Origin of the sequence: Clostridium gasigenes (assembly GCF_900104115.1) — a bacterium.
Lineage (GTDB): Bacteria > Bacillota > Clostridia > Clostridiales > Clostridiaceae > Clostridium > Clostridium gasigenes.
This window is the reverse complement of the sequence record NZ_FNJM01000002.1, coordinates 470,729-487,322: the sequence shown is the minus strand read 5'-3', so window position 1 is coordinate 487,322 and position 16,594 is coordinate 470,729. Positions and strand designations below refer to the sequence as shown.

18 protein-coding genes and 1 pseudogene are annotated in these 16,594 nt (G+C 28.2%); 15 read left to right on the top strand and 4 right to left on the bottom strand.

Features of this window, described 5'->3' with window-relative positions; genetic code table 11:
- Positions 1 to 71: 71 nt before the first annotated feature.
- A pseudogene (locus BLS77_RS20755) lies at positions 72 to 194 on the top strand (IS91 family transposase); the annotation flags it as partial.
- Positions 195 to 581: 387 nt separating this feature from the next.
- Here BLS77_RS20755 and BLS77_RS07230 read toward each other — a convergent pair.
- Genes BLS77_RS07230 through BLS77_RS07220 form a run of 3 tightly spaced genes read right to left on the bottom strand, consistent with a single transcriptional unit; the run spans position 582 to position 1,469 of the window.
- Positions 582 to 797, bottom strand: a complete 216-nt coding sequence (locus BLS77_RS07230; RefSeq protein WP_207648678.1) for a hypothetical protein — start codon at positions 795 to 797, stop codon at positions 582 to 584.
- Positions 798 to 841: 44 nt separating this feature from the next.
- Positions 842 to 1,042, bottom strand: a complete 201-nt coding sequence (locus BLS77_RS07225) for a helix-turn-helix transcriptional regulator (protein ID WP_089967439.1) — start codon at positions 1,040 to 1,042, stop codon at positions 842 to 844.
- Between the two features lie 10 nt (positions 1,043 to 1,052).
- Positions 1,053 to 1,469 carry a DUF2178 domain-containing protein gene (locus tag BLS77_RS07220; protein ID WP_089967436.1) on the bottom strand — a complete coding sequence of 139 codons (417 nt, stop codon included), beginning with the start codon at positions 1,467 to 1,469 and terminating at the stop codon, positions 1,053 to 1,055.
- A gap of 316 nt (positions 1,470 to 1,785) precedes the next feature.
- On the opposite strand from BLS77_RS07220, the gene BLS77_RS07215 reads away from it, so the two are divergent.
- Genes BLS77_RS07215 through BLS77_RS07210 form a run of 3 tightly spaced genes read left to right on the top strand, consistent with a single transcriptional unit; the run spans position 1,786 to position 3,347 of the window.
- Positions 1,786 to 2,727: a zinc dependent phospholipase C family protein gene (locus BLS77_RS07215; RefSeq protein WP_175490805.1), complete on the top strand. Its 942-nt coding sequence runs from the start codon at positions 1,786 to 1,788 to the stop codon at positions 2,725 to 2,727.
- Between the two features lie 15 nt (positions 2,728 to 2,742).
- On the top strand, positions 2,743 to 3,045 hold the full coding sequence (locus BLS77_RS20750; protein WP_139164826.1) for a PLAT/LH2 domain-containing protein: 303 nt from the start codon (positions 2,743 to 2,745) through the stop codon (positions 3,043 to 3,045).
- Between the two features lie 20 nt (positions 3,046 to 3,065).
- Positions 3,066 to 3,347: a hypothetical protein gene (locus BLS77_RS07210; protein WP_089967430.1), complete on the top strand. Its 282-nt coding sequence runs from the start codon at positions 3,066 to 3,068 to the stop codon at positions 3,345 to 3,347.
- Positions 3,348 to 3,422: 75 nt separating this feature from the next.
- Here the strand turns inward: BLS77_RS07210 and cloSI are convergent, their stop codons facing one another.
- Entirely contained in the window at positions 3,423 to 5,009 is a 1,587-nt protein-coding gene (cloSI, locus tag BLS77_RS07205) for a clostripain (RefSeq protein ID WP_089967427.1), read from the bottom strand.
- Positions 5,010 to 5,232: 223 nt separating this feature from the next.
- On the opposite strand from cloSI, the gene BLS77_RS07200 reads away from it, so the two are divergent.
- The 11 genes from BLS77_RS07200 to cas2 all read left to right on the top strand — a co-directional run bounded on the left by BLS77_RS07200 (position 5,233) and on the right by cas2 (position 16,232).
- Positions 5,233 to 5,769, top strand: a complete 537-nt coding sequence (locus BLS77_RS07200; RefSeq protein ID WP_089967424.1) for a replication initiator protein A — start codon at positions 5,233 to 5,235, stop codon at positions 5,767 to 5,769.
- Between the two features lie 27 nt (positions 5,770 to 5,796).
- Entirely contained in the window at positions 5,797 to 7,089 is a 1,293-nt protein-coding gene (gene dnaB, locus BLS77_RS07195; protein WP_089967421.1) for a replicative DNA helicase, read from the top strand.
- A gap of 91 nt (positions 7,090 to 7,180) precedes the next feature.
- Positions 7,181 to 7,702, top strand: coding sequence for a DUF6241 domain-containing protein (locus BLS77_RS07190; protein ID WP_089967419.1), 522 nt, complete (start codon positions 7,181 to 7,183; stop codon positions 7,700 to 7,702).
- Between the two features lie 380 nt (positions 7,703 to 8,082).
- Positions 8,083 to 8,820, top strand: a complete 738-nt coding sequence (gene cas6 / locus BLS77_RS07185; RefSeq protein ID WP_089967416.1) for a CRISPR-associated endoribonuclease Cas6 — start codon at positions 8,083 to 8,085, stop codon at positions 8,818 to 8,820.
- The gene (gene cas8a1 / locus BLS77_RS07180) at positions 8,817 to 10,217 is read left to right on the top strand and encodes a type I CRISPR-associated protein Cas8a1/Csx8 (protein WP_089967413.1); all 1,401 of its coding nucleotides are present in this window, start codon (positions 8,817 to 8,819) and stop codon (positions 10,215 to 10,217) included. The genes cas6 and cas8a1 overlap by 4 nt, the downstream gene beginning before the upstream one ends.
- On the top strand, positions 10,210 to 11,097 hold the full coding sequence (cas7i, locus tag BLS77_RS07175) for a type I-B CRISPR-associated protein Cas7/Cst2/DevR (protein ID WP_089967411.1): 888 nt from the start codon (positions 10,210 to 10,212) through the stop codon (positions 11,095 to 11,097). Before cas8a1 ends, cas7i begins: the two co-directional genes overlap by 8 nt.
- Positions 11,098 to 11,099: 2 nt before the next feature.
- Positions 11,100 to 12,182 carry a CRISPR-associated protein Cas5 gene (cas5, locus tag BLS77_RS07170; protein ID WP_089967408.1) on the top strand — a complete coding sequence of 361 codons (1,083 nt, stop codon included), beginning with the start codon at positions 11,100 to 11,102 and terminating at the stop codon, positions 12,180 to 12,182.
- Between the two features lie 10 nt (positions 12,183 to 12,192).
- Entirely contained in the window at positions 12,193 to 14,418 is a 2,226-nt protein-coding gene (locus BLS77_RS07165) for a CRISPR-associated helicase/endonuclease Cas3 (RefSeq protein ID WP_089967405.1), read from the top strand.
- Between the two features lie 14 nt (positions 14,419 to 14,432).
- Positions 14,433 to 14,927, top strand: a complete 495-nt coding sequence (gene cas4 / locus BLS77_RS07160; RefSeq protein ID WP_089967401.1) for a CRISPR-associated protein Cas4 — start codon at positions 14,433 to 14,435, stop codon at positions 14,925 to 14,927.
- 18 nt (positions 14,928 to 14,945) lie between these two features.
- Positions 14,946 to 15,938 carry a type I-B CRISPR-associated endonuclease Cas1b gene (gene cas1b / locus BLS77_RS07155; protein ID WP_089967398.1) on the top strand — a complete coding sequence of 331 codons (993 nt, stop codon included), beginning with the start codon at positions 14,946 to 14,948 and terminating at the stop codon, positions 15,936 to 15,938.
- 15 nt (positions 15,939 to 15,953) lie between these two features.
- Positions 15,954 to 16,232, top strand: coding sequence for a CRISPR-associated endonuclease Cas2 (gene cas2, locus BLS77_RS07150; protein ID WP_089967394.1), 279 nt, complete (start codon positions 15,954 to 15,956; stop codon positions 16,230 to 16,232).
- Positions 16,233 to 16,594: the final 362 nt, after the last annotated feature.

The following is a 16,594-nucleotide window of genomic DNA, read 5'->3' as shown; positions in this document are numbered from 1 at the left end:
TTTGCTGTAAGCACTTTTTCTAAATATTATAATTCCTCTCCTGAAAATTTGGGAGAGAAAGAAATTATAAACTATCGTCAGCGGAGCTATTCTTTAAATTAACAGGAATAAAAATAGGAAAGTGTAAATATTGTGAGAAGGGAAATTTAATAAATATAGCCAAAATATTGCCTCGAAGTACTTCGCCACCATAAAAATGACAAAATAGAATAAGTACTTGATTATGGTGAGGGGGATGCTATATACTGAAACAGTAAATAACTATAAATTTGAAAATAAATTTGTTAAAAAAGTTATAATATCAATTGAAAATAGAGTTTGAAGCAAGTCGTGAATTTTTGAATCCCCATACGGGGCGACAGCTTTTAGCGACTTCGTTCTAGTAATTGATTACGATATTGAGATACCTATATTTCGCTTAACTCAAGTTTTGATTCCTTGTAAGGGCATAAATATATGTTATTTTTTTACGGCTCAAAATCGCAATCAAGCCAACTTATATTACGCAATAAGTACGAATATAAGATATAAATAAAAGGAGCTAAGCTTTTAAATACAGCTTAACTCCTTAACATTACAAATTACTTAATTATAAAAGATAAAACCCCTAAAATTATACATATAATTCCACCTAATAATTGTCCAAGTCCAGAAGCTTCTCCCATTATTAAAAAGTTAAAAATATTTTTTCTTGTTTGGGTTTTTCCTACAAACGCCTTATCTGTTTTTATTCTATGTACTCCCCATAATGTTAATACTACTCCGAAAAGTATAAATAATAGTTTTTGAATTATCATAATTTTTTCCTCCACTCACTATTTTATTGTATACATTTTTATAATTAGTCATCTTCTTCAAATATAAAAGTTTCTTCAATTGGTAGGTTAAAGACCAAAGAAATTTTATATGCCAGTAAAACAGATGGATTATATTGTTGTTTTTCTAAAGAAATAATTGTTCTTGAAGATACACATACCTTATCAGCTAATTCTTGTTGTGTCATCCCATGTTCTAAACGCAATTCTTTTATTCTATTTTTCATAAAGCTCTCCTTAAAGAAAATGACTATAATATTTTTTAGCTAATCCTTGAGTAATCATGCAAAATATTATAATGATAAATAAAGCCATATCTGTAGGAATGGAAATCCATCTTGAAAGAAACATCATAAGGAAAATCATAATCATTAAAGTACTCATGGTAAAGTGCGAAGCTTTTCCGTCTATTAAATCATCTCTCTCATCATATTCTTTTGATAATTCTCTTTCCAACTGTTTACGGTTTTTTTTACATTTAATGTGATAAGTTATAGCGAAAACTAAAGAGATTGTTCCTACAAATAACTTTATAATACCAAAATAAAATCCCTCAGTAGTATTAACTTTAGTGTAATTGAAAATTGTTTCAAAAACTCCCATTGTAAGAATTGCTAATGAGCATAAATAAAGCTCTGTAAATCTATTTTTCAAACAAATCGCTCCTAACATAGTATAATATGAAGTTTGCTTCATGTGAACTTAACTTCATATTATACTGTTTAAAAGACGATGTCAAGAATTAATTTATTTTGTTAGAAGATGAAAATATAAATATCATTGTATTTTTGACAGTTTTGTCGTGGATTTTCCTATACTACTTCGCAATTTTCATAAATTGTGTCACAAATTATAATCATAAAATAATTTAATTATAGACGACATAAATTATATGTAGTCTATGTACAAAACAAGTAAAATCAATGAGAGTAGCGTGTGTTACACTAGATATAAAAAGGGGGAATACAAAATGAAATTTAAGAAAATAAGTAAACTTTTAGCAGTCACATTAATTTTTTCAAGTGTTAGCTCTTTTAAAGCCTATGCTTTTCAACCAGCTTCACATTGCACATTAATAGAAAATGTAAAAGAGAACTTGCCACAAGAAAGTATAATAAAAAAATCACTGGAAACTTATCCGGGAATAGCAAATTGGGGATCAAACGCTTTAGACTTAGGTTATTTACAACCTGGACAAGCATTGGAACGTGCACCATGGGCTGATAGATACCACTATTATAAAGTTGGAACTTTTGCATCAGAACAATTAAAGATGGCATTAGCATCAAAAGATATGAAAAAAATAGCTTTTGCTGCTGGTTGGCTTTCACATATAACAGGTGACCTTGCATGTCATGGAATATTTGTAAATCCAGAATGTGGAGTATATTTAGATAATGAAAATACTCGACCATTACACAGAGAATTAGAAAATAATGCTGAAGCAATAGTATGGGCAGATATAGCAAAAAAACCTATAGAAGATTATTCAAAAGGTATAGCACCAATATTTAGTAATATAGAAGATATACCTTTTGACCTAGTAAATGATGTATCACAAAAAGTTTATGGAGTAAGTGCAAATTTAAGCGAAGAAAAACTTCAGTGTAAAACATTAATGATAGGATTACAAACAGGAATTGGATATAACTATGGGGATTTACAAAAATCTAAAGAACTTCTATCACAAAATGGTAGACTTGAAAGATTAAAAAATGCATTTATTGATGCACAGAATAAGTGTACAAGCTTATTAATAGAAGCAGAAAAGGGTGACTATAGTAAATTTTCAGATAGATGGAATTTAGACGTTGGAAAGAGTGCTTCACCTATAAGCTCACTTACAGCTGTGGTTGAAACTGGAAATGAATTTGGTAATGGGACAGATGATGATATATTCTTAAACATTTAATTAAAGAATGGTACAATTAAAGAGTGGAAGCTAGATAAAAAAAACTACAATGACTTTGAACAAGGGGATAATGATGAATATTATTTATATATAAATGAAATTGAATTTGCTCCAAGTGATGTAGACAAGGTTATAGTTAAAAAGAAAGGAGTTTCTAGTTCAATTGGTGCAGATTGGTACTTAAAAGCAATAACAGTTAATGTAAACGGTACAGATGCACTAAAACAAAACGTTGATAATTGGATAAAAGGAACTAATGCAGTAAAAGAGTTTAAAGTAGATTGGAGTAGTATAACTAATACTTCAGATGCTCAATAAAAGTAAAGGTGGTTAAAATTATGAAAAAATTAGCAAGTATATTTGGTAAAATATCATTTTGTATTGCTATTGGTGTAATATTTTTATGTGTAAATTATTTTGCAAAGATAATACCTTTTATACACGTTAGTTCTTTTATACTAATTATGCCTTTATATATATGTCCATTAAGCATAATTTTAGCTATAATCTCATTAAGTAAGAAAAAAAATAAATGGGCAATAATAGGATTGACGTTGAATAGTATTATGTTTCTCTTAGAAATTGCATTTATTATAATGGGAACTAGGCTTTTGAGATAAGGAATTATAAACCAAAATATAAGCTTCTGTATTATTCTTTTTAAGATAATACAGAAGCTTATATAAATTAAACTTTTACCATTGGTATCCGTTATCTCCACCATTAGAACCGTTGCTACTATCAAACCAAGAATCAAGTAGTTCAAACCAATTTCCAATATCATTTATTTTAGAATTTTGACCATCTCTGCACCAATTTAATTTACCATATAAATAATCTGGTTGAAGGGTGGTTGTATCTATGGAATTGTACCATCTTTGACCTTTCCACTCGGAATAACTTGCATTTGCAGTTACATCTCTGTACATTTTATTTCCATCTGGTAAGAAAATACTTAGACCTGTTTGACCTTCTGTAAACCCTTTAAAATTTTTACCTCCATAAGAATAAACTACTAAGTCATCTACATTTTTCATAACAGTTGTAGCTAATTTTTTAATATTAGCACTAAAAGCATTATCTGTACTTATTCTTCTACATAAGTCATATAAATCGAAGTAAGGATATGATAGCCATTCATCTTTATCCTTTTCATCGAAGTAATGAAGTAAAGTTGTATTTTTCCCAGTGCCCCTAAGTCTTTCTATATCGCCTTTCTTATTTTCTTTCCATAAACTTTTAGCCATTGTATCTACAGAGTTCTTTACAGTTTCTATTTTTGAAAGATCAAAACAGCTTAGAACTTGATCATTTGCTCTTGCAGACGAAGCAGCATCTCTTTGTTCTTCTACCATTAGAGCGCCCAATTGTAAATCGGTAACTGTAGAAGGATCAAAATTTTGTTCTTTTCCTTTTAAGGTTAAATCATTCTGTGAAGTGCTTTCACCACCAGCTTTTAGACGTTTAAATATATCATCATACTTATATCCATCTCCCCAAACTACGGGTGCAGAGGCTACCATAACATTTGCTTGGAAGCTACCATTACCAGGCCTATATTGATATGCTATTTCAGCAGCACCCATTAAACAAGCATCATATGCCAGTACATTCACGGATTGATCATTGGTAAGTACATCTGATATTTCGCCAGTATATAAACAGTCACTATCATTTGTGTCATCCCAACATACTGCTTTGGGATTTTTAGGCTTTTGTAATGCCTTATTATCTCTTACTCCACCACCATGGTTAGAAATAATAAGTTCATATTTATCTGCGGGATAATTTGCTTTGCAGGAGTCTATAAATTTCTTAAGGGTTTGTGCATCCCCCATATTTGCTTCATATTCACTAGTTTTTGTTATCTCAGGAAAATCTTTTCCACCTTCAATTCTTACTGCTTTATGATTTTCAATTTTATACATTCTCGAATCTGAAAAGTCTTCTCCTAGTATAGTTGAGTCATCTGAATAATCAGGAGTTCTATCAACTAAAGCAATCAAGTTTAAATTAGGGTTGTCTATATATCCAGTTTTCATTTCCTGTATATCCTCAAGTAAGCTTTCCTCTAAATTATTATCTGCATCACTATAAACCATTACTGTCAGTTTCTTGTTTGGAGCCTTTGCAGTTGATTTATCTAGCTGCACTCCTTGGATAGGATTTGATTTTGTGTTATTTTCCGATATATCATCCAATGCCTTTACTGGAGTATAGGAAAATAAGCTTGTGGTTAAAAAAGCGCAAATTGTAAGGCCTGTAATTTTTTTAATAATCATTAAATTAATCCCCCTTTTTTATAATTTACTATTTATGTAAATTTTAACATGTTACATAATAATTGTCAATAATATGGTAAATTTCTGATAATGATATTTGGAGCAGTATAATGGATATCAATAGCAGAGCATTTAAAAAATAATTTAATAAATTTTTCAATAATTCTCTTCTCTGCATATATTTAAAGTGAGTAATTAAAATTTAAAAAAGGCGGAGGATTATATGGGGGATTTTAGATATTTATCACAAGGGGAAAAATTAAATGGTGGTTATATAACTATTCCAAGGGAACTTTATACTTTAAGTTTATATAGTGAATTAAGCAATGATGCTATTTTATTATATGGAATTTTACTTAACAGATTTAAATTAAGTAGCAGAAATGCTATGAAGGATAAAATTGGACAAGTATTTGTTATGGCATCTATAGAAAATATTATGAAAATGCTTAAAGTATCTAAGGGAAAAGCTAGAAAGGTATTAAAAGAACTTGTGGATTTATTGCTTTTAAAAATTGAAAAAATGGAAGGGTTTAATAGTAAAAGAAGATTATATTTAGGTGCAATTAGAAAAGAAAATGGGGTATCAAGTAATGATAAAATTTGTCCCTACCAAGGGTCAAATAATGAACCTACTAAAGGACAAAATTTGCACCCTATTAATAATAATATAAATAAACATTATTTAAAAAGTAATGAATCCAAAGGGGAAAAGAGTTTAGTTTATTCCTATTTAAAAGAATTTGATTTTGAGGATTAATAGAAAGCTGTAAGGGGGGGAGTAGTTATGGAATTACCAAAGGCTATGGAAAGTGAACAAGCTGTATTAGGAGCAATGATAGCATATCCAAGTGTTGCAAGTGAAGTAGTTGATTTATTAAAAAGTGAGGATTTTTATTATACAAATCATATTAAAATATATAGAGAAATAGTGAATTTATATAGTGAGGGATTAGTAATAGATACAATAACTTTAGCTCAAAGCCTTAATAATAAAGGGCTTATAGAGGAAGTTGGAGGGGCTAGTTATTTAAGTGACCTTTCCTTGGGAGCAACTTTTTCTGAAAATATTAAATATCATTGTAATATTATAAAGGACAAGTGGACTAAGAGAAATATTATCCACATAAGCCGAGAGTTAATGAAAAAGGCTTATGATACTAAATCAGTTGCGAGGAATATTATTAGTGAAGGTGCTGAGGAACTTTATAAAATTTGTAGTGATAATGGGAAGATGTACACTATGGCTGAGTGTTTAGATAGCGCCCTTGTAGAAATAGAAAAGCGTTATAATAGCAAGGGTGAGAGCCTTGGAAAAACCACAGGGTTTGTTAGTTTTGATAAGGCTATAGGTGGATTGCAAAAAGGGAATTTATTTATTATTGCGGGAAGACCATCAATGGGTAAAACTGCACTGGCATTAAATATTGCATGTAAGGCAGCTAAAAAAAGCAGAGTAGCTATATTTTCTTTTGAAATGTCAAAACAGGAGCTAACAGATAGATTATTAAGTGATGAAGGTAGTGTGAAACTTGGAAAGATAAAATCGGGTAAATTATCTAGTGATGAGTTTGAACAAATAAGTAATGGAGCAGCATGTTTAAGTGAAAGATATGCAATTGTATATGATGGTAGAGCTTTAAACACTAGTGAAATAAGAGCTAAATGTATGAAAGCTAAATTACAGGATGGACTTGATATAGTTGTAATAGATTATCTTCAATTAATTAATGGAGATTCAAAATCTAGTGGAAATAGAGTATATGAAATAAGTAAGATATCTAGAGAATTAAAAAGCATGGCTCGTGAATTAGAAATAAATATTATTGCTTTATCACAATTATCAAGAGCTACAGAAGGAAGAGAAGATAAAAGACCAGTGCTTTCAGATTTAAGAGATTCGGGAGCTATAGAACAGGATGCAGATATAATAGCATTATTATATAGAGATGAATATTACAATAGAGATAGCAATGAAAAAGGTATTTGTGAAATATTAATAGGGAAAAATAGAAATGGAAAAACTGGGATGTTTAAATTAAATTGGATACCAGAGATTCAAAGGTTTGTAGATATTTAATTATATATCCATAATAAAACAATTTAGACAAAATACTATATAATTGTATCTATCTAATATATAATGTGAGATAGGATGGAGGTTATATAAAATGAAAAACTTAAAAACAGTTATAATATCTACAATTTTAATATGTGCATTAGCTAGTGGGGTTGTATACATTACTATAACTAATAAAATCAAAAAAGAAAATGAACTAAAAATTGTACAACTTAAAAAAGAGGAAGATGAAAAGGCAGCAAAGGATAAAATAGCAGCAGAGGCAAAAGAAAAAGAAGAGGCAAAGGCAAAAGAAAAGGCTGCTGGTACAAAAGAGGATGTTTTTGATACAAATATAGTTGCTGAGGAAAGAGTATACATTAGAATGCATGGAATGATAAATACTAAAATAAATGCAGCAGATGGAAATACTTGGGGTATGATAGAAATAACTAATGAAGACTGCAATAAACTTATTGAAGTTGTAAATACTAATAATTATGAGGATAAAGAAAAATTGTTAGCATTTTTAAATAGTTGGAAAAATAAGGACTTCTCAAATGGTGTGGAACAACATAATTATATATGGGAGAAACTTGGTGGGGTAGAAGGAAAGGCAATTAGTTTAAAATAGTAGCAGAAACTGTTGATAATAGCTTAGATACTTATTTATATATAGTAGGATAAATTAAATATATATTAGAGACATAATAAAGAGCACATAAGAAATAGTAGGTAAACTTTGGAACATTTGCAATGTAGCAAGTATCTTTAGGTGCTAGTTAGCCTGAGGAACAAAATTTAGAAAAAATTAAAGTGGACTTGTTAAAATAAAGCCCTTATATTATAGCACCTATTGTGGTGTTATAGAATAAGGGCTTTAATTATGTAAAATATAAGCATTTTATGTATAAAAGCATAAAGACAATGAGTAAAAATAAACAAATGAGATAATATATGTTAAAATATAATAAAGCGTGATATTAAAATTTATAGTTAAGGGGGATAAAAATAATGAGGTTTAAAATAGAATTAGAACTTAAAAGTGAACGTTTGCTTTTAGATTATCGTCCTGCGATAATAAGTCTATTCAAACATAGTTTAACTATATATGAAGATGGAAAACATTTTAGTTCTTATTATGAAATAGGAAAAGATAAGATGTTTACATTTGCGGTGGGAATACCTAATAGCAAATTTACAAAAGAGCTGATATTAGTTCCTGATAAAAAAATTAATATTGTATTTAGTACAGGGAATATAGGAACGGGTATTGTTTTTTTTAATGCACTATCTATTCAGAAAAACAAACCATATCCATTAGCAAATGAAAATACAATGACTATAAAAAATATTATAATAGAAAAAGAATATCCAATTATAACAGATACAATTGATGTTATATTTAAATCTCCATTATGCGTCAGAGAACATAATAAAGAAAATAATAAGGATACATATTATTCTTATGAAAAAGACGGTTTTAATGAAGCTTTTAAAAATGTATTGAAATCACAAATAGATAAGTCGAAAATGTTATCGATGTCTATTTTAGATGATTTTCAAATAACTCCAATAAGGTGTAAGAAAACCGTTGTTAGGCACCATTCTCAATTTGTGGAAGCGACAGTTGGAAGTTTTAAATTTACAGGCAATGTAGCATTACTAAGTTTTCTTTATACAAATGGAATTGGAAGCAGAAAATCCTCAGGATTTGGATTGTTTGAGATAGTTGGTGGGGAAATGTTATGAAGAAAGAAAATTTAGAAAACCAAAAATTTAATACTAGTATGGAAACATCGGACTGGAGATATAGTGCAGCTATTGTTGGCCTTGTAAAATATTTTGACTATCTTGTAGAGCGAGGTTATGATGAAGAATACAATTTTTATAAAATAGATGATGATGTTATAGAATACAACAGTGAAGAAATTACAGAAGAAAGATATTTGATGTTTGTTGAGAGTTATTTTGAAAGTGAGATGCAACATAGAGATATTGAAAAAATGTTGCAAAGTGATGAATTTACAGAGGAGCAAATAAAGTTAATAAATATAAAATTAGATACAGGAGCAGCAATTAAGAAGGTTTTTTTTGGTACAAAGTTTTCGAAAGAAAATAAAGATGGTATTCTGAGAGAAATCAATGAAAAGCGACAGTATTTAATAAAGGAGACATATAAAAATAGAGATGAACTATATAAAAAATTTTCTAATCGTAAATGCTTATTTACGAAAAAAAATAAAATATGTAGGCTATTGAATTATGATATAGATTTGGGGAGGAAAAGTAAAAGTATTTCATTTAATTGGGATTTTAAAAATTATAGATTTGAAGATGAAAGTGAGTTTGACTTTATCCCATTCGCCTTTTCAAAGTCTTTTGATTCCTTCTTTATAAATAATAATTATTCGATAAAACAACTAGTTAATACGAATAAACTGATTTGTATTGATGAAAATCCTAGAGCAACATTATTAGAAAATTTAAAAAAATCAGGAAATTATATAAATTTTGATGTAGAAGTTATTAGCAAACAAAAAATAGAGAAAGGGAAAAAATTTGAAAACAAAGAATATTATGAAACTATATTTATTAGAAAGCGTGTTATTAAAATATTTGAAGCAATAGATGATTATAAGGGGATTCCTAAAAAATATAGAGTAAATGAGAATTATAATATAAATGTTGAAAAAGAAGTGACTGACTGTATTATAAATAATATTAAACTTGATTATTTAATAGAATTATTATTAAAGCCAAAACAAGATACAAAAACATATAAGTATCCAAATTATTGGTATAACATTAAAACGCTTATAGATATAAATGTATTAATTTATGGAGGGGATAAAATGAATGAGAAAATGAAATCAGCTTGTGAGAGTGCTAGAAGGGTAAAGGTCAAAATAAATGATGAAAAGAAGGTTAACAGTTACAAACAAAAGTTAATTAGCGCTATAACATTTAAAGACTATGGAAGGTTTTGTGAAATATTACTACAATTATCTTCATATTCAGGAGTAATATTTTATTTTGCATATGACTTATTTAGTGATTTTGAAGAAAATAAAAATATAGCATACACATTTATAAATGCACTTAATAATGAATCTAATAAAGATAATGGGGGAAATAAAGATGAGTAAAAAAGCATTAACACTTACAGTAGTAGCAAATATGACATCTAATTATGGAGAAGGCTCGGGAAATATATCAAGCGTTCAAAAGGTTTTTAAAAACGGTAAAAGTTATGCAACAAGAAGTAGAGAAAGTCTTAAAAATGCCATTATGGTTCAAAGTGGGATGTATGATGATTTACAAACATCAGTAGATAAAGCCACACAAAAGTTAGTATCAAATGAGATAAATGCTACAAACTGTAGGGCTTTAGAAGGTGGATATATGAATACAAAGGGGAAAACAACAAATATTAGAAAGAGTTCTTTTTATTTAACAGATGCAATTGCTTGTGATAATTTTGTAAATGAAACAAGATTCCATAATAATTTACACCTTGCATCAAATTTTGCAGAAAATAATAATCTTAATTTACAAGCAGATGCAGGTAAATGTGGACTTATGCCATATCAATATGAATACGATAAAACTATGAAAATGTATAGTTTAACAATTGATCTTGAAATGATTGGAAAAGATGATAACTTTGAGGCTGAAGAAGCATCACCAAAAGAAAAAGCTGATAGAGTAATAGCGATTTTAGATACGGTAGAAATGCTTAATTTAGTTGTAAAAGGAAACTTAGACAATGCAGAACCTTTATTTGTTGTAGGGGGCTTAATAAATAGAAAAACTCATTACTTTGAAAATGTAGTAAAGGTTAAGGAAGACAAGATATTAGTTACAGAAGACTTAAAAGATAGAATAAAAAATGGTTGTAGCGCTGCACTACTAGACGGTGGAAATTTCAAAAATGAAGATGAAATTAAAAGTGGACTAACACCAGTTAGTGTTACTAAATTCTTTGTGGAGCTAAGAAAAGAAGTTAACACATACTATGGGGTGTAGGTATGGAGGTTTTACGAATTATACTAACACAAAGTAGTGCAAACTATAAAAAAGAAGAAACCATTTTAAATAAAATGACATATCCTCTACCACCCTTTTCTACTGTAATTGGAGCAATACATGGTGCTTGTGGTTATAAAGAATATCACAAAATGGATATAAGTATTCAAGGTAAATATGATGCCATGCATAAGGAACCATATAGAGATTATTGTTTCTTAAATTCTATTGGTGAAGGCGATAGAGGTACCTTAGTAAAATTGAATAATAAAAATTTCTTGTCAACAGGATTTGACAAGGTAGCTGAGGCTAAGAAACAACAGGGAAGTAGCTTTAGAGAAGGAACTACAATACAAGTTATGAATCAAGAATTGCTAACAGAGTATAGGGAATTAAAAGATCTATTAGATAGAATTAAAGACTTTGAAGAAAATAGAGTTGATAAAGTTCTAAAACTTATTAAAAAGCGTAAAAAAGATTTAGCTGATAAAAAGAAGAAGGTTAAAGAAAATAAAGAAGCATTAAACGTAGTTTTAATTAGAGAAAAGCAAATAAAAGAGTTAGAGAAAAATATTAACGATAGAATTAAGGCGTATAAAGTTAATGAATATGAGATACCATATTCAAATTTTGCAATCCTTACAACGTCTTTAAAGTACTATGAAGTTTTAAATAACATAGAGTTAATAATCCATATAAAGAGCGATAAAGAAACACTTATGGACATTAAGGATAATATTTATAATTTAAAATCTATAGGTAGAAGTGAAGATTTTGTAGATATAAAAGATGCATCCATAGTAGAAGTTGTAGATACAATTGATGGGCCTATAACTAGTGAGTATTCAGCTTATATTGACTATAACCTTATAAAAAATGAATGTGTATTTTTAAAGCTAGGTGATAAAATTACTGCAAATGGTACAAAGTATTATATTAATAAAGATTATGTAATAGAAGATAATAAACGAATTTTTAATAAGAAGAAAGTAGTCTACACATCAGAATATGTAGCAGAAGAAGGTAGTGAAAATCTGCACTTTGACATAAGTTCAGAAAAGTCATATATAGTTAACTTTAATTAGGGGTGATATTATGGATTTATCTATTTATAAAGCTAAACCACAAAAAAGTATAAGAGAGCATACGGATGATTTATTAAATAATCTTGAGATAATAAAAGGCTTAGATTATATAAAAAGTAATCATGTATATGAACTTACAAAAATTGCTTGTGAATATCATGATTATGGTAAGGCTAACAAAGAGTTTCAAAATAGAATAAAGAATAATACTACATTTAATGAAAATACTGAGATGGCACATAATGTGCTATCTCTTTATTTTATAAATGAAAGTGAATTTGAAAATATAGAAGATTATTATAAAGTAGCCTTTGCGGTTTTATATCATCATAATTATTGTGATAATTTAAAAGCACTGCAAGGTAAGGATAATAAAGATTTAGCTAAAAGCCTATTAAGCAATTTTAAAATTAACACTATTAAGCCAAGTACACTACAAAACTTAAAAAGAATAACCAAAACAGAGGATGCTATTCTTATAAAAGGATTTCTTCATAAGTGTGATTATAGTGCAAGTGCAGATCTTCCAATTGAGCATAAAAATGATTTCTTAAATAGTGGGTTAGATAAATTATTAGAAAAATGGCAAAGTGAAAATGAAAATGCAAAATGGAATGAACTTCAAGAGTTTTGCAAGAATAACACAGATGAAAATATTTTAGTAGTTGCACAGACTGGAATGGGTAAAACCGAAGGTGGATTACATTGGATAGGAGATAATAAGGGGTTTTTCATATTACCATTAAAAACAGCCATTAATTCAATATATAAAAGAGTTAAGGAAGAAATTTTAGAAAAGAATAATATTGAATCAAAACTCGCATTATTACATTCAGATGCATTAAGTTATTATAATAGTGACAAGAGCAAAGAGTTAGATATTATGGATTATTATAAGCAAAGCAGACAACTATCAATACCACTTAACATTTCAACTATGGATCAACTATTTGATTTTGTTTTCAAATATCAAGGATATGAGCTTAAGCTTACGACTTTATCTTATTCCAAAATAGTTGTTGATGAAATTCAAATGTATAGCGCAGATTTACTTGCATACTTAATTTATGGTATTAAAATCATAAATAAATTTGGAGGAAAGGTTGCAATTTTAACAGCAACATTAGCTCCATTTATAAGAGATAAACTAAAAAGTGGAGAGAATCCAGTTGAGTTTAAGGAAATGACTTTTATAAATGATAGCAAAAGGCATAACTTAAAGGTTTATGATAGTGAAATTGACTGTGAAACTATATATTGTAAATTTGAAGAGAATAGAAAAAAAGGTATAAGTAATAAGATACTTGTAGTTTGTAATACTGTTAAAAAAGCTCAAGAAATTTATAAAGAACTTGAAGGCTGTAAAGAAATAGGTGTTAAAAATATCAATATACTTCATAGCAAATTTATAAAATGTGAAAGAGCGCAAAAAGAAAAAGAAATAATGGAGTTTGGTAAAACTGAAAATAAAGGAACTGGTATATGGATAGCAACGCAAATTGTAGAGGCTAGTTTAGATATAGATTTTGACTATTTATTTACAGAACTATCAGAAATTACAGGGTTGTTTCAAAGGCTTGGAAGATGTAACAGAAAAGGGGTTAAGCCTACAGATGAACCTAATTGCTTTGTGTTCTTAAACATAAACAAAAACCTTTTAACAAATGGAGATAAAGGGTTTATTGATAGTAGAATATATGAATTATCAAAAAATGCACTTAAGAATATTGATGGAGTTTTAACTGAAAGAGAGAAAATAAATATTATAGAAGAGAATCTTACTACAGAGAAATTAAAGGGTAGCGATTATTTAGTTAAGTATAATAGATTTTCAAAGTGGATAAGTGAATTAGAACCATATAAACTTGATAAGGATGAGGTTATGTTAAGAGATATAATATCTTACAATGTAATACCAAATAAAATTTACGAAGATCATAAAAAAGAAATTGATGAGAATTCTAGAAAGTTACTAAAATCTATAAATCCTAAGCTAACAAAGACAGATAAAGAAAAAGTTAGATTAGATAAATTGGAACTCAAAGAGCAAATTAAAAAGTATACTGTTCCAGTTGGAAGAAATGATATCTTCTTTAAAGGTGAAAACCTAAGAGTGAGTAGAGTTCAATTAAGTAGAAATGAGTTCATAGATGTTATGAATTGTAAATATGATAAACTTGGATTTATAAGAGCAACAAGCAAAGAAATAAAAGGCTTAGTTGATAATTTCATGTAAGGAGAGGTAATGTTATGGATAAGCCAATTAGTGGAATGATGATTTATTATTATATTGTCTGTAAAAGGAAACTATGGTACTTTTATAATCAAATACAAATGGAATCAGATAATGAAAATGTTAAAATAGGAAAGGTTCTTGATGAAACTGCTTATGGAAGAGAAGAAAAACATATTAATATAGATGATGTTATTAGTATTGATTATATAAAAAATAGGGGCGTATTGCATGAAGTAAAAAAGAGTAGAAAAATAGAGGAAGCTGGTATAATGCAGATAAAATATTATTTGTATTATTTAAAACAAAGAGGTGTAGAAGGTATTACAGGCAAAGTTGACTATCCATTATTAAAACAAAGTGTGGATATAGAATTAACAGCGGAGGATGCAAAGTATATAGAAACAGTATTAATAGACTTGAAAGAACTTGTAAACAAACCACTTCCACCACTTATTGAGAAAAAAAGTATTTGTAAGAGTTGTGCATATTTCGAATTATGCTACATTTAATGAAGGGGATGAGTTATTTTGAAACGTAGCTTTTATATATATAATGATGGAGAAATAAAAAGAAAAGATAATACATTAAGATTTAAAAATAGTGATAATGAAACTAGAGATATTCCTATAGAGCAAGTTGAAGATATTTATATCATGTCAGAAATGACATTTAATACGAAATTTATAAATCTGGCATCAAAATATCAGATACCAATACATTTTTTTAATTATTATAGCTTTTATACAGGTAGCTTTTATCCTAAAGAAACTTTACTTGCAGGTAATTTATTAGTAAAACAAGTTAGGCACTATGAGGATGATCAAAAAAGACTTTGTATAGCAAGAAAATTTATAGATGCTGCAGCCTCAAATATTTATAGAAATTTAAGATATTATAATGGTAGAGGTAAGGATGTAGAAAAGGCAATGATAGAAATTGAATCCCTTAGGAAGAAAGTATTGAAGACGGAGAGTATCAATGAATTAATGGGCATAGAAGGTAATATTAGAAAACAATATTATTCAACGTGGGACGTTATAGTTAATCAAAAAATAGACTTTAATAAAAGGGTTAGGAATCCACCAGATAATATGATTAATACTATGATTTCATTTGTTAATGGATTAGTTTATACAAGGGTTTTGGGAGAAATATATAGCACACAACTTAATCCAACCATTAGTTATTTACACGAACCTGGGGTGAGAAGATTTTCATTGAGTTTAGATTTAGCAGAAGTATTTAAACCAATTTTAGGTGATAGATTGATTTTTTCATTATTAAACAAGAACCAGATAACACCAAGTAGTTTTACTAAAGAGTTAAACTATCTTCATTTAACAAAAGATGCATCAAGAACAATAGCAATGAAATTTGATGAAATGTTAAAAACAACAATTTATCATAAAGAATTATCAAAAGATGTTACATATAAGCATCTGATAAGATTAGAATGCTATAAATTAATAAAGCATATTATGGAAGAAAAAGAATATGAAGGATTTAAAATGTGGTGGTAGGGAGGTTTTAATTAGATGTATGTTGTTTTGGTATATGATATAAGTGGAGATGATGATGGGCAGAAAGTATTAGGAAAAGTGTTTAAGATATGTAAAAAATACTTAACTCATATTCAAAATTCTGTCTTTGAAGGAGAGTTGACAGAAGGTCAAATAGTAAAATTAAATGCAGAATTAAATAAATTTATTAGAAAAAGTTTAGATTCTGTGATAATATTTAAGAGTAGAAATGAAAGATGGCTAAATAAAGAATTTTGGGGAAAACAAGATGATGCGACATCAAATTTCTTTTAATAATAATAAGTTGTCGATGTGACATAGTGATAAAAGAGTACTAGTTAGACAAAGCCTTTGTTATTAATGGTTTGAAGTTATAATAATATAATTTTAAAGTGATAATATGTGAAATATATATATTGTAAAAGTACATCGACAAAAACAAATCCTGGAATGGTTGGTAATACTAGCTATTATTGTCGGTCTGTTTTAATCTATCCATAGTGGAATGTAAATTTTAGTGGGTGGGCTGTTTAGGGGGAATGTAAGTTAGTTTTAATCTATCCATAGTGGAATGTAAATTAAAAAATTTTCCTCCTAAAAATTATTTGTTTTTTAGTTTTAATCTATCCATAGTGGAATGTAAATTTGAATAGATC